The organism is Wolbachia endosymbiont of Nomada ferruginata (assembly GCF_001675785.1).
In the GTDB taxonomy this organism is placed as follows: Bacteria; Pseudomonadota; Alphaproteobacteria; order Rickettsiales; family Anaplasmataceae; genus Wolbachia; species Wolbachia pipientis.
The window spans coordinates 1-14,193 of sequence record NZ_LYUY01000021.1 but is presented as its reverse complement, the minus strand read 5'-3'; the positions used below and the strand labels follow the sequence as shown (position 1 = coordinate 14,193).

Genomic DNA, 14,193 nt, shown 5'->3' with positions numbered 1-14,193 from the left:
TTCATATACCTAGCTATGAGTAGGGTTATGTTAAAGAGGGAATATGCTTGAATTTACTTGTTTCCGGACAACCTCTACTATAAAAGAAATGAAAATAAGAATTCAAGAAAAGTTTGGTTTGAATATCAGCAAATCTACAGTACACCGTAATATGCAAAGAATGAAATTCTCATATATCACATCAAGACCACGCAGCATAATGGTCTGTTCTAGGCTGTTGGCTAGACTTTGCCTAAGTTGGATTTTCACCAACTGTATTCTAAACGCTTACTTGGCGCACCCATAACAAAAATGCCTGAAAAACGTTAATAATTATACACTATTATTAATAATTATTCAATTATATTTTTAAGTATTACAATTTTTGAAGCTAATGGATTTAATCGCAAAGCCATAGGATGACAGAAATTTAATGATCCAGGATATACTCCTTTGTTAAGGGAGATTGAGCATTTTCGAATATTTCTTGAGTGCTTCCAGACTCAACAATTCTGCCATTATGAAAGAAAATTACACTATCAGATAACTTTTTAGCTTGCTTCATTGAATGAGTCACCATAATTATAGTAAATCTTAATTTCAGCTCTTGTATAAGATTTTCGATTGCATTGGTTGCCATTGGATCAAGAGCAGAGCACGGTTCATCCATTAATAAAATAGTTGGCTTCACTGCAATTGCGCGAGCGATGCATAGCCTCTGTTGTTGGCCACCGGATAAATTGAGTGCGCTATCTTGCAATCTGTCCTTCAATTCTTCCCATAAACCAACCTTGGTTAAACTATTTTCCACCATCTCATTCAATTTTTGCTTATCCTTCGCCATACCATGCAATTTTGGCCCATAAGCAACATTATCATATATTGATTTTGGAAAAGGATTTGGCTTTTGAAATACCATACCAACTTTTGCTCTAAGTAGTACAACATCCATATCGCGTGAATATATATCACCCAGCCCATCGATATCTAATTCACCAACAGTTTTGCAACCTGGTACATAGTCATTCATACGATTAAAACAACGCAAAAATGTTGATTTACCGCACCCGGATGGTCCGATAAAAGTAGTAACTTTTCTTTTATAAATATTCAAATTTATATCGAATAAAACTTGCTTAGAGCCGTACCAGAGATTTAAATCTTTAACAGAGGCACGTGTATTGCTCATATCACATCCTGCATTGAATAGAGCCCCGGAATTTCTCTTTTATTTTCGTATAGCCATACTGCTGCTTGAACAGCTCCTCTAGCAAATGTTGTGCGATCAATTGCTTTGTGGTTTAGTTCTATCCGTTCATCAGAATTAACAAACATCACGCTGTGATCTCCTATTACTCCACCTCCACGAGATACTGCAAAACCTATTCCCCCCTTTTTCCTTATGTTTGAACCACTATGTAAATATTGATTGGACTGAAAATCCACTTTTGAAGCGTTAGCAATTGTTTTGCCAAGTTCTATAGCTGTTCCAGATGGTGAATCCTTTTTTAAGTTATGATGCATTTCCCAAATCTCAACGTCATATTCATTACCTAAAAGCTCAGCAGCTTTTTTTACCAATTTCAGCAACACATTAACCCCAACACTCATATTTGCTGACCACAATATTGGAACTTCAGCAGCATACTCTTTTAAATCGACACCTTCTATTCCAGTTGTGCCACTAACCAGCGGTGTTTTAAATTTTACAGCTGCTTTAAGGCAGTCTAACATACATTCTTTAGTTGTAAAATCTATTACAACGTCGGATAACTCAAATACGTCACTGATAGAACTTGTAACCTTGATTCCTAGATTGGCTATAATTGGTCCAATATCTGAATCTATGTACTTACTGCCTGAACGGGCAACAGCACCTGCTATTTCCACTTTGGTATTTGTAATTAATTCATTGAGTATTTTCTTGCCCATTTTGCCTAAGCAGCCTATTACTCCAACTCTGATTTTCATAAAGCTTTCTAGCGTTTATTAAGAATATTAGGCCTTTTTTTAAGCTCTGTCACTTCTGATCTATATTCTATAGCTGTACGAACACTGCAATTTGGGTCTACCAGATCCCAGTGCCTTGACCACAACTATTGCAATATGGTACATAGTGAACGATGTCATTCCAGTCTGGAATCTAGCCTTTCTGCAATCTCATCGAAAACGTTTTTCTATGCTAGTTTGCTTGCTTACAAGCAAACTTTTCTGGATCCCAGTGTCTGGGCACTGGGATGACAGGAGAAGGTACTGGGATGACAAGAATAGGGCACTGGGATCTAGTGGGCTCAAACTACAATGTTTGTACAGCTGTGATCTATATTCTATAGCTGAATAATTTAACAATTCAAAATGAATACATATCCTATTGAGCTCTATATTACATACCAGGTTGCTTTGCCTTTTCCATGCTGAGTGATGTGATTACTCTTTACGAGATTAGATACGTGCTTCTTTAAGGTATTGCAGTTTGCTTTAGTAATATTTTCCAAATCCTTAATTGTAAGACGTCCATGTTTGCTGAGTAGTGCTAATACTTTAGCAGAAAGTGGTGGTAAATAGAGATTTAACACTTTTTCATGTGACACCTTTTGTTCAAGATGAAATTTTTGCTTTTGTAGTGACCTTAAAAAGAATATAAGCCATGGATTAAAATCATAGCTGCTCGTCTTCAAGGATTGTTGAGTACGACGTAAAGCTAAGTAATAACTCTCCTTGTTACCTTCAATTACACTTTCAAGAGAGCTGTAAGGTACGTATGTATACCCTAACTTTAGCAGTAAGAAAGTTGTAAGAATACGTGATAACCTTCCATTTCCATCTTGAAAGGGGTGGATAGCCAAAAAAGTAACTATAAAGATGCCAATAATTAATAGAGGGTGTAACGATTTCACCTCTAATTGCTGGCTAGTCCAATAAATAAGTTCTTGCATTTGTGTTGCTGTCTCAAATGGAGAGGCTGTTTCAAAAACTATGCCCAAGCTTTTTCCAGATTCATCAAACGCTTCAACATGATTGGGGAATTTTTTATATTCTCCCATGTGCCTTTGATCTTTATATGAAAATTGTAAAAGCCAGATGTGAAACTGTTTTATAGTGTTTTCTGTAAATGGCATCTTGTTAAAGTTTTGAAATACTTCTTCACACACATACGCATATCCAGCTATTTCTCGTTCATCTAGAGAACGAAATGAGCGTGTATCAAGTTTGGATAGTAATTGCTCAACTTCACGGTCTGATAATCTTGCCCCTTCAATACGAGTAGAAGAACCGATACTTTCAATTGCTGCGATTTTTTTGAGCATTTGTAAACGTTCTGGAGCTAAATTACCAAACAATTGCCATGCTCCTTTAAATTCATCAATTTCAGCAACTAATTTTAACATTTCAGGTGTTATTACAATTTTTGAAATGTCAAACATATCTGTATTTTTATCTAGTTATATTCAATTATATTCGAAAATATCCTATTAGCAAAGAATACTTGTGAGACACACACTAAAGAATGAATTTTGGTAGGCATAAAAGCAGCTATTTTATGTTAAAATACAACATTTTGATGAAATTATAAGAAAGGCTGGATCCGAGTAGTCAGCTACCCGTCAGTGCATGTTGAAAAATCATTTTATGATCTAAATCAGTTTTTTTACAGGTAACTTCTAAGCTTATCAATTTTTCCAAGATCTTCTTAAGTTCTGAAAGTTGCAAACTTTTCAAATGAGATTTAAAACTCTGCAATTGTTTAAAAAACAATGGAGGGCATAGCTGATCAATCGCAGCCTGCTCACTCATTCCACCTTGCACTGACAGCAAAACGGTTTCAAGGCGTAGGAAATAATTTGATATAATGCGAATTAGTGCTATCGGTGAAAAATTTTCTTGCGATATCAATGCATCAGAAATTCTAATGAAGCGCGACATATCTTTACTTGCTATGGCAGAGCATAAATCATCAAGTGTAGCATAGTCATTGCCGGAAGTTGAAAAGCATAATTCTATATCAGTAAGTTTTAGGTCTTTTCTCTCCCCTAAGTACAAAACTAACTTCTCAAGTTCTGAACATATAGGCAGCTTTCTATGGTTAAAATAAGACTGCAAATGATGAATTATCTCATTTGTGCATTTTATATCATTTTGTTTTAAGTAACTTGATATAATATCATAAAGATTGCTGTTGCTGTCTTTATAGCAAGCAATTACACCAAAAATTTTTGAACTCTCCATATAACTTTTGGTTGCAGAATTGTGTGGAAGATCAGTTGCTGTCATCATTACATAATGACCACTTGCGTTATAATCCAACACGTTTTTTAACTCTTTGGATATACCTCCACTCACATTTATCAGCTTAATTAATTTTTTGCTGGTAAACATCGAAATGTTTGCCAATTCAGAAAACAGTAAACCGGGTGACTTATTCACTATTGCAAAATCCATCACCTGAACTGAATACTCATCCAAACTGGCAATTATTTCTTGTACATAAAAATCAACCCTACTGTTATCACTTCCATGAATTAACACACCACTTAAAGCATCAGGTTTCTCTAGGAATCTTTTAACTTTGGATGGTGTAACCCTCATGCCACCTATATGATATCATTCTCATTTGACTGTACATGAGTATCCAAAGACTCTGAGTCTCCTTGTGCAATATTATGCACATCACCTGCTACATCATCTGACTCTTCTGTTTTTCCTGTAATATAATTATAAAATTTTTTCACAGGTTGAGATATATATTTGGAAAAAAATCCTTCTTCGCTCATATTGCTTACTCCATAAAACTAACAACTTATCATTAGCACATAAACAATAATATAGCAAATTGTGCTAAGATAGTGATGTTTTATAATGAGTATATTACAAAATTATTAACATTCGAGATTAAAATTAAGCCAACCTGCTTAATACTAGCCTTATAAAATAAGCGATAATTAAATATACGGCTGCAACAAGTATAATTGCAGGTCCAGTTAACAAATCAAAACTTGCAGATAACATGAGACCTGATATCCCAGAGATTACAGAAAAAACTGTTGCAACAATAATCATCTCCATTGGAGTTTTCGAAATGAGCCTTGCAGATGCTGCTGGTATTAGCAAAAATGCAGCAATGAGTAATATTCCTATTAATTGGGCAGCAATTGCTATAAATATAGCAAGAGTGATTAAAAATTCTAGTCTAACAAAGGTAACATTAATTTTTTCAACTACTGCTAAATCTTGATTAATTGAAATCATTAACCAATAACGCCATCTAAATATTAATATCAAAGTAACTACTGCAGAGGTTAAAAAAATCAATACTATATCACTTTGATCGAGCGTTAATATATCACCAAACAGTGAGCTAATAATACTATTATTGCCAGATGGAAGAAAAGACATAAGTATTAAACTCGATGATAAAACTACATTGGTAACAATGTTCAATATCGTATCAGCAGAATATAATCTGTTAAAATTAAGAGAAAGTAGTATAGCAAATGTAATTGCAATGAGCATTATGCTAAGCGATGGGCTAATCTTAAAGATCAAAGCAAGTGCAATACCAAGCAATGAAGAATGGGACAAACTATCACCAAGATAAGATAACCTTTGCCATATCATAAACGATCCTAAAGCGCCTGTTACTAGGCTAATTACGACTACTGCAACTAGACTGTTGATGAAAAAATCCTGGGTAAACATTTCAAACATGCTATATGGCTATTAGATAACTGACAACAAATCTATCTTCGGATATCAGAATATTATGGGTTCTGCATGCAGAACCTGTTGTCATAAATTCAAAATTTAAACCTTTTTGTTCCATAAGATAGGACTTCACTGAAGAACTTAGTATATTGCGTGTTTTACCAGTACCTATTATCAAAATTTCTATTTCCTCTGTTAAAAAAGATTTAAAATGTTCCTTGCTATTTATATCACTTTCTTTCAATTTAATCACCTTTTCAGGAAAAATTATAATTGAGCCATAATATTCTTGATTGTTTACCAAAAATTTTCCTTCCCTGTAACCATTTATAAGATTTTTATTCTCGGAAATTAAGGGCATAAAGTCAAACTATTAAAGGGCATAAAGTCAAACTATTAATTGAGTGTCACATACCCACCATTCTGGTTGCTTTTTTCCGATATTAACTGCAGCAGCTTTTGCATTTTCCTCACTATCGAATATTCCAAAACATGCTACACCACTGCCTGACATGCGAGAAAGTATAGAGCCTTCTTGTGACTCAAGTGTTGATATCACATCCTTAATTTCAGGTACAAGGCTTATTGCTATTTCTTGAAGATCGTTTCTCGTCTCTTTAAGAAACTTCAACAAATCCTTTTCAGCGTCATCGCTCCATTTAATTGGCTCAGAAAATTTTCCTTCATGTTTGGAAAATACCTCTGGTGTACTCAAAAACTTTTTTTTCGGTTTCACAAGCACCACATTCGTGGGTAAAGAGAACTTTTTTATGTGGCACAATTCTTCACCAATACCTCTAACAAAAACAGGCTTGCTATCTACACTTGCGGGAACATCAGCGCCAACGTTTAAGGCTATTTCATTTAAAATCGTCCTATCAATCTTCCACAGCTTCCCTAGCGTACGTACCACAGCTCCAGCATCTGAGGATCCGCTACCAAGTCCTGCAGCAATTGGTATGTTTTTTACAACCTTTACAGTGACTTTAGTGCGTACAGGAGCATGCCTAAGCAGCAGATTAACCGCTTTCATTACAGTGTTATATTGGTTATTTATTTTAGACTCGGAGTTTATAAATTCAACTGTAGAGTTATCGTATCTAGAATCCTTCTCACCTACTTTTATTTCCAAAAAATTAGAGAGATTAGCAAAGACAAATAAACCTTCAATCAAGTGATACCCTGTTTCTTTTTTGTCTACAACATGCAAAAAAAGATTGATTTTTGCAGGCGCCTTTACACAAAAACTTTTCATTATATATCTTCACTAAGATTATTTTTACATTATATGTATAATGCTATTCTAGTCAACTTTTATAAGGTTTTCGCACTTCTGATGAGATCAAATGCCATAAATCCTAATTTCTCTGTGTGGGTAAATGCATCTGCTGGTACAGGCAAAACAAAAATCTTAATAGACAGGGTATTGAGACTTTTATTAGAAAACAAAAGAAATATTCTCTGCTTAACGTTCACCAATGCTGCAGCAAACGAGATGGAGAATCGCATTCACAGCATACTCAGTAAGTGGGCAATATGTTCAGATAGTGTGTTGGCAGCAGATCTAGAACAACTAGATTTCTTTCCAATGTCATCCCAGTGCGTGACACTGGGATCCAGAAAAAATAAAGATTATTTAACAAGAGCAAGAAGGCTTTTCTCTGAACTGGAAAATCTTGGTCTAACTATACAAACCATACACGCTTTCTGTTACAAATTAATCTCCAGCTTTCCTATAGAAGCTGGCATTGCTCCAAATTGCACGCTGAGTGAATGTAAAGAATTACATTCCATCATATTCAATAAAGTGCTTCATAACGAAACTGTGCAGGATGATATCAACCTTATTGCAACTGAAATTGATGAAAATAAACTACGCGATTTGCTTTATACTTTATGTATAAAAAGATCGATATCAGCAAATGATTCGAAATATATCAAAGATAAATTGAGCGCCCCAGATGAAATTCATGACTTACAGAGTGAAACAATTGAGCACGTGGAAAGACTAGCCGAGATATTAAGTGAAGGCAGTAAAAGAGATCAGAGTTATAGTGCAATACTTTATTCTACTGTCATTCCAGTGCTTGACACTGGAATCCAGAAAAAAAGAACCAGTGTCAGCTACTCGGATGACACCGGAATAAAGTGGAATGACACCAAAATAGAAAACCTAGCCAAGGTATTTCTAAAATCAGAATCGCACGAAAAAAAGAGCATATCATCCATTGCAACAAAAAGTATTTTGGAGAAATTCAAAGATGCAGAGCAAATAATAGAGAGCGTTCAGAATGTAGTATTTACCCATATAAGAGACATGAACTCTTATCAAATATTCAAGAGAACCAGTAGCTTACTTGGTGTATTTAAAGTATATGTTGATTTATATAATAGTGAAAAATCAAAAAATGCACTGCTTGACTACAATGATATAATCAACTTAGCAACAAATCTTCTCAGCAATCCAAACTATAAAGATTGGATATTGTTTAACTTGGATCAAAAAATAGATCACATCCTTGTTGACGAGGCACAAGACAATAGCATCAGCCAGTGGAAAATTATAACAAATCTCTGCGATGAATTTTTTGCCGGTGATGATGAAAAGCGAACCTTATTTGTAGTTGGTGACGTAAAACAATCCATATACAGATTTCAAGGAGCAAATCCCCATCTATTCAACTATATGCAACAATACTTTCATACGAAAACTGGTGGTAGAGATTGGATATCATGCCAACTTGAAAAGTCATTTCGTTCAACTCCAGAAGTTTTGATGCTTGTAGATAGAATATTTAATAACTTCCGCGCAGAAATATCTTTTAATGATAATGAAATAAAACATGTTCCACATAGAGAAAATGACCAAGGATATATTGAAATTTGGCCAGCGTTACCAAGGCGCAAAGAGAAAGAACAGCAAGCTTTACAAATTCCTCTGACATGCAAGGAAGGTTATACAATAGCAGATCGATTACTTGCTCAAACAATAGCTAACAGAATTCACAATTGGTTAAACGAAGGGCGGATTTTAGTCGCTAAAGATCGCCATATAGAACCAAGAGACATTATGGTTCTGGTACGACAACGAAACGTATTAGTTGATTACATAATAAGCGAACTTAAAAAAGCAAACGTGCCAGTTGTAGGCCGGGATTATTTTAGAATTATGGACTATATAGCCGTGCAGGACTTAATAGCTTTGGCCGAATTTTTACTCCTCCAGGCAAATGATTTAGCTCTTGCAAATGCTTTAAGATCACCGCTATTTAATTTCACCGAGGATGATTTATTTAACATTGCATACGACCATAAAGAGCATTCACTATGGGAAAGAATTCAGGATTATTCTGTGGTTATCTATAGTGAATTAAACTATCTCATTAACTTATCTCGCACAGAATCCCCTCTCGCATTATTCACGCATATACTGCGCACAGGTAAGAAGAAATTTGCTGCAAGGCTAGGTCTTGAGTGCTTCGAGGTTCTAGACGAATTTATGAACCTTGTGTTGCAATTTGAAAATCCATCTCTTCAAGCATTTGTTCAATGGATCAAGGAGAATAATCCGGAGATTAAGAATGATATGCAATCAGAACGCAATGCTGTGCGAATAATGACAATTCATAAATCAAAAGGTCTGCAAGCTCCCATAGTATTTTTGGTTGATACAAACACAGTGCCAAGAAACAGTGAAAGCATTATCTTTGATGGAACAGAAGTGCCATTTTGGTGTGGAAAAAACAACAACGCTTATTGTGATCAAGTAAAAAGAGAGAAAAAACTAGAGGATTATAATGAATATTTGCGTTTATTATACGTAGCACTCACGCGTGCTGAAGATGAGTTATACATCTTAAGTAAAGAGCCAGTGCAAAAGGGCTCTTGGTATGATCTAATCACTCAGTATGGAGAACCATATGAAAAGAAACAAAGGGGTTTACAGCCAATATTTAAAGAAAAAGTTGAAGTGCTATGTGTGAATGCAAACTACCCTTATATTTATAAAAAACGTGATTATTTTGATATTCCGGTCATTTCGCTTCCGCCAAACCTATCAATGTCATTCCAGCGCCCTCTTTCGTCATTCCAACATCCTTCCTTGTCATCCCAGCGTCCTCCCCTGTCATCCCAGTGCTTGACACTTGGATCCAGTAAAAAAGAAGGAAAATCAGCATCAGCTACTTGGATGACAGATGGTTATACAAGAGGCCTGATCATTCACAGCATATTACAATATATGCCCAAGATAGAAAAAGAAAGGAGAAAAAATTGGGTCAGAAAATATCTTGACAATATAAACACCAGTGAAGATAAGGATGAAATTTACAGTAAAATATTGGCCTTTAATGAAAAATATGGCTATTTGTTTGACTTGGAAGGCAAATCAGAGATTACACTGAGTGGAACAATTGATGGCAAGTCAGTATTAGTACGACTAGATAGGCTATGCATAACGCAAGATAAAGCAATCATAATTGACTACAAATCACACCGTAACGTTTCTGTTTCCTTATTAAATGAAATAAAAAAACAGATGTTAATCTATAAAACCTTAGTACAAGAAATATATCCAAACAAGCAAGTAGAGTGTGTGGTTATTTGGGTGGAAGATTTAACTCTGCAATCTGACTTTTGATGAAACTTGATTGCAAGAGTGCGGTAAAAGAATCTATAGCTAAAGTCATTCTGGTTTAGCAACCAATTTAAAAAACGACAAATTCGTCATTCCAGTGCCTTCTTCTCCTGTTATTCCAGTGCCCTCTTTCTTGTCATCCCAGTGCGTGACACTGGGATCCAGAAAACTTAATTGCAAGTAATACATTGAGTTTGGTGAGTATGGGTTTTGCGTTATAGAATGAAGCACTTTTGGTGAATTTGTAAAGAAAACTGGATTCCAGTGTCAAGTACTGGAATGACAAGTTCTCGGCAACCCCTACGTCATCCCGTCACGGTATCTCTTAGCCGCTAACACGTAGCGGAATGACGATTGTCGGTAAATCTAAGTTACTGTAGCTATAAAGGCTTTCACAACAACCTATTTTCCTTGAAACTAAAATAGCTACTGAATGTAATAATAATGTGATCTATTAATTCTATTCCTATACTTTGGCAAGCTTCTGCTAGTTGTCTAGTGAGAGATATATCGCTATTTGAAGGTTGTGTATCTCCGCTTGGATGATTGTGAGATATTACAATGGATGTTGAACCAATCAAAAGTGCGCGCTTGATGATCTCTCTGACATAAAGAGGAGTTTGATCTACTGTACCAATATTTTGCAGGTCTTCCGCTATTAGACGATACTTCTTATTCATGTAGATGACGCGAAAATTTTCCTTATTGAGGCTTCCTATACTTATTCTTAAATAATCAAGCAATTTTTCCCAGTTATCGATTACAGGCAGGTTTTTTATTTCTTCTCTTGCAGAACGAACAAAGGCTTGTTTTACACAAAAGATGGCAGATATCGCTGCATTGCTGACACCATCAACGTTTTGCAGCGCTTCCAGGTCAGCATTAAAAACTTTATTTAAGCTGCCAAAACTTTCTATCAAACTCTTTGCCACCGGTTTTACATCAATTCTACTATATGCTGAATATAAAATGTGCTCTAAAACTTCATAATCAAGTAATGATTGTCCATTATCTAAAATAATTTTCTCTCTTAGGCGCTTTCTATGCCCCTTTTTGTAATTTTTCATCATCAATGAATTGCTTATCTCTTGTATAATAAGAAATTAGATTTTTAAGTAAAATATTTAATAAAGCGCATGACGCACAATTGTAAGAACATTCATTTTTAAAGACAGCAAATGGTGTCATGAAAGTAGCTGAGACACTGTCCTCCTTTGTCATCAGAGTAGCTGACACTGGTTCCTTTACGACGGCAGTGCCCAGAGGTGTCATCCCAGTGCGTGCACATAGTGCAAAAAATTAAAAATAAGACGCCAATACGTAATACTGTTGTCGTTTAATCTGCACAGATTGAAGATAAATGAATACCTTCAGTATCATGATAAAGGGGCTGGCGAAGGGTGTCAAGTAGTTTTTAGCTCTGCTTTCCAAGGCTTTTACTCGTGACAACCACTGTGCCTGCGATCTTATCATGCCAAGTTTGACAGCGTTTGTTGAAATTTGACCATAAAAAGCCCAAGAATAATGGTGCAACTGATAGTATGAGGGAAAAAAATCTCTTGGTTGCTTGCCTTAAAGTCATTTTTCCGAAGGTTTGTGCATCCACAACTCTGAGCCCAAATAATAGTTTTCCAGGTGTAGTAGCAAACTTTACCCACATATATATTACATAGCAAAAGAGCATAATAAACTGGACTATTTGATTTAGGATCAGTAACTTAATGAGTCTACTCTGCGTTACTGTTTCCTCTGTAGATAATGGCACTTGCATTTCATATTTCGCGGCAATTTGGCTTAATATTTTGCTATCCTCTGAGTTCATAAAGAGCTGATTTAAGGCTTGGCCGCAAAACTGCAAGAACAAAACGATAATAATCAAATCAAGCAATACTGATATATAGCGCCTGAGGCCCGTTACATAACATATTCCATTTTCGTCTTTCTTTACCTTTTGAATAACATTTATAGAAGAAAAAATAGAGAATAAACGATTAAAAAATTTATGTAACATATATATGCTTTCCAATATTTAACGTGCCCCTGGCCGGACTTGAACCAGCATGCTTTTGCAAGCAACAGATTTTGAGTCTGCCGTGTCTACCATTCCACCACAGGGGCCTTAAGGTTTAATGCTATAGGTAGCACAAAATTAGTCAAATTTTATATGTCTTTCAAATCAAAACTAAATATTCTACAATAATCAACAGTTACTCTCAAAACTTAAAATGAATGAATTAGCTAGTCTCCTCAGTTCAAGAAGTGTAGACAAGGAAATATGTAAATTACCGCATAATCTAGAAGCTGAACAGATGCTTATTGGTGCAATGATTCGTGATAATAGAATCTGTGATGCAGTTGAAGATACAATTACGGCAGAGAATTTCTATGATCCATTACATCAGAGTATCTTTACGCAAATATCCAAAACCAGGAAACACGGTATAGTTGCCAATGAACTAAGCCTCAAAATGTTTTTTGAGAACGACCAAGCGTTTACCGAATGTGGTGGGGTAGAGTACTTAGCAAAGCTTGCAGCGAAGGCAAGTATTGCGCTTGATATCTATAGTTTGACTAAAATAATCCGTGATACTTACTTAAGGAGATGTTTAATTAAGCTCGGGCAAGAAATAGTTGGTGATAGCTACAACTACGATATTGAAAATCCTGCACAGGAGCAAATTGAACAAGCAATGACAAAATTGTTCAATTTGGCAGTAAAAAAACAAGGTGAGAAAACATATATAAAACTTGCAAGTTCAATTAAAGATGTAGTTGAGAAGATCAGCACACTGAAAAATAATCCAGAAGCGCTAGGCGTTACAACCGGACTTCAAGATCTAAATCAGCTTCTTGGTGGTCTACAAAAATCTGATTTATTAATTTTAGCTGCAAGGCCTTCTATGGGTAAAACAGCATTGGCGCTAAACATCGCACTTAATGCTTGTAAGATGTTGCAAAAAAGAGCAGATAAGCAACACTATGTAGCGTTTTTCTCGCTCGAAATGTCAGCAGAGCAATTAACTGCAAGGCTGATCACTATAGATTCAGGGATTAGTTATTATAAGGCATTAACCGGGAGAATTAGTGATTTTGAATTGCATGAATTTATCAATACTAGTACAGAATTATCTGAACTGCCTTTCATCATAGATGACACCCCTGCGCTATCAATTAGTGCCCTTCGCACCAGAATACGCTTGCTGTATCAATTATATAATGTAGAAGTGGTATTCATTGATTATTTGCAGCTAATCAGAGGAACAACAAAAAGGAGTAATGAAAATAGAGTGCAAGAAATCTCGGAAGTGACGCAGGGTTTGAAAGCAATTGCAAAGGAGCTAAATATTCCCATTGTTGCACTATCTCAGCTCTCTCGTTCTGTTGAGCAGAGGGATGATAAAAAACCACAACTTTCTGATTTACGTGATTCAGGGAGCATAGAGCAAGACGCAGATATAGTAATGTTTCTCTATAGAGAAGAGTATTATGAACTAAGAAAACAGCCAAATGAAGGAAACAATAAACATCGGGAATGGCAAGAGAAAATGGAAAAAATTAGAAACATTGCAGAGCTCATTATTGCAAAGCAGAGAAATGGACCAATTGGCAGTGTGAAGCTATATTTTGACTCTAACAGAGGTGCATTTAAAGATTACACGGAAAGGCATAGTTCATAGCTTGGCAGCAATCTTCTTGTTCCCAAGTTTATCAATTATTTTTTTTATGTAAAGATAGCTTGACAACTTCTTAAAAATCCTTTTATAATGGTATTATATTTTATAATACGTGAGATGATGAATAAGAGGTTGTCCGGAAACAAGTAAAAGGCTATAATATCTGAAATTTTAGTACGGGGTAAAGATGAGAAAAAAGTA

General features: G+C 35.4%; 16 protein-coding genes, 1 tRNA gene and 1 pseudogene. 3 read left to right on the top strand and 15 right to left on the bottom strand.

Features of this window, described 5'->3' with window-relative positions; translation table 11 throughout:
• Positions 1-76 precede the first annotated feature (76 nt).
• A pseudogene (locus BA053_RS08685) lies at positions 77-190 on the top strand (winged helix-turn-helix domain-containing protein); the annotation flags it as partial.
• Positions 191-409: 219 nt separating this feature from the next.
• On the opposite strand, the gene pstB reads toward BA053_RS08685, so the two are convergent.
• From pstB to BA053_RS02130, 9 genes are all read right to left on the bottom strand, one after another.
• Positions 410-1,168, bottom strand: a complete 759-nt coding sequence (pstB, locus tag BA053_RS02165) for a phosphate ABC transporter ATP-binding protein PstB (protein WP_065094809.1) — start codon at positions 1,166-1,168, stop codon at positions 410-412.
• Positions 1,165-1,950, bottom strand: a complete 786-nt coding sequence (gene dapB, locus BA053_RS02160; RefSeq protein ID WP_065094810.1) for a 4-hydroxy-tetrahydrodipicolinate reductase — start codon at positions 1,948-1,950, stop codon at positions 1,165-1,167. Before dapB ends, pstB begins: the two co-directional genes overlap by 4 nt.
• Before the next feature lie 189 nt (positions 1,951-2,139).
• Positions 2,140-2,328, bottom strand: a complete 189-nt coding sequence (locus BA053_RS07620) for a hypothetical protein (protein ID WP_167347037.1) — start codon at positions 2,326-2,328, stop codon at positions 2,140-2,142.
• A 29-nt stretch (positions 2,329-2,357) separates the two neighbouring features.
• Entirely contained in the window at positions 2,358-3,404 is a 1,047-nt protein-coding gene (locus BA053_RS02155; protein ID WP_065094811.1) for a Fic family protein, read from the bottom strand.
• Between the two features lie 169 nt (positions 3,405-3,573).
• Positions 3,574-4,566, bottom strand: a complete 993-nt coding sequence (gene holA, locus BA053_RS02150; protein WP_065094812.1) for a DNA polymerase III subunit delta — start codon at positions 4,564-4,566, stop codon at positions 3,574-3,576.
• A 5-nt stretch (positions 4,567-4,571) separates the two neighbouring features.
• On the bottom strand, positions 4,572-4,751 hold the full coding sequence (locus BA053_RS02145; RefSeq protein ID WP_010082539.1) for a hypothetical protein: 180 nt from the start codon (positions 4,749-4,751) through the stop codon (positions 4,572-4,574).
• A 124-nt stretch (positions 4,752-4,875) separates the two neighbouring features.
• Positions 4,876-5,685, bottom strand: a complete 810-nt coding sequence (locus tag BA053_RS02140; protein ID WP_065094813.1) for a metal ABC transporter permease — start codon at positions 5,683-5,685, stop codon at positions 4,876-4,878.
• Position 5,686: 1 nt separating this feature from the next.
• Complete coding sequence (locus tag BA053_RS02135) at positions 5,687-6,043, bottom strand: Mth938-like domain-containing protein (RefSeq protein WP_065094814.1); 357 nt, start codon at positions 6,041-6,043, stop codon at positions 5,687-5,689.
• Positions 6,044-6,070: 27 nt separating this feature from the next.
• A complete protein-coding gene (locus BA053_RS02130) occupies positions 6,071-6,937 on the bottom strand; it encodes a 4-(cytidine 5'-diphospho)-2-C-methyl-D-erythritol kinase (protein ID WP_065094815.1) in 867 nt (288 codons plus the stop codon).
• An 81-nt stretch (positions 6,938-7,018) separates the two neighbouring features.
• On the opposite strand from BA053_RS02130, the gene BA053_RS02125 reads away from it, so the two are divergent.
• Positions 7,019-10,321 carry a UvrD-helicase domain-containing protein gene (locus BA053_RS02125; protein ID WP_065106706.1) on the top strand — a complete coding sequence of 1,101 codons (3,303 nt, stop codon included), beginning with the start codon at positions 7,019-7,021 and terminating at the stop codon, positions 10,319-10,321.
• A 45-nt stretch (positions 10,322-10,366) separates the two neighbouring features.
• Here the strand turns inward: BA053_RS02125 and BA053_RS08300 are convergent, their stop codons facing one another.
• The 6 genes from BA053_RS08300 to BA053_RS02100 all read right to left on the bottom strand — a co-directional run bounded on the left by BA053_RS08300 (position 10,367) and on the right by BA053_RS02100 (position 12,436).
• Positions 10,367-10,498: a hypothetical protein gene (locus BA053_RS08300; protein ID WP_255356233.1), complete on the bottom strand. Its 132-nt coding sequence runs from the start codon at positions 10,496-10,498 to the stop codon at positions 10,367-10,369.
• Positions 10,455-10,604, bottom strand: a complete 150-nt coding sequence (locus BA053_RS07835; protein ID WP_156518014.1) for a hypothetical protein — start codon at positions 10,602-10,604, stop codon at positions 10,455-10,457. The genes BA053_RS08300 and BA053_RS07835 overlap by 44 nt, the downstream gene beginning before the upstream one ends.
• Positions 10,605-10,710: 106 nt before the next feature.
• On the bottom strand, positions 10,711-11,385 hold the full coding sequence (gene radC, locus BA053_RS02115) for a RadC family protein (RefSeq protein WP_065094817.1): 675 nt from the start codon (positions 11,383-11,385) through the stop codon (positions 10,711-10,713).
• Positions 11,360-11,590: a hypothetical protein gene (locus BA053_RS02110; RefSeq protein WP_065095364.1), complete on the bottom strand. Its 231-nt coding sequence runs from the start codon at positions 11,588-11,590 to the stop codon at positions 11,360-11,362. Before BA053_RS02110 ends, radC begins: the two co-directional genes overlap by 26 nt.
• A 142-nt stretch (positions 11,591-11,732) precedes the next feature.
• Entirely contained in the window at positions 11,733-12,329 is a 597-nt protein-coding gene (locus tag BA053_RS02105) for an RDD family protein (protein ID WP_065094819.1), read from the bottom strand.
• Positions 12,330-12,353: 24 nt separating this feature from the next.
• Positions 12,354-12,436 (bottom strand) — tRNA-Leu (locus tag BA053_RS02100).
• 107 nt (positions 12,437-12,543) lie between these two features.
• Between BA053_RS02100 and BA053_RS02095 the strand changes: the two genes are divergently transcribed.
• Complete coding sequence (locus BA053_RS02095; protein ID WP_065106704.1) at positions 12,544-13,995, top strand: replicative DNA helicase; 1,452 nt, start codon at positions 12,544-12,546, stop codon at positions 13,993-13,995.
• Positions 13,996-14,193: the final 198 nt, after the last annotated feature.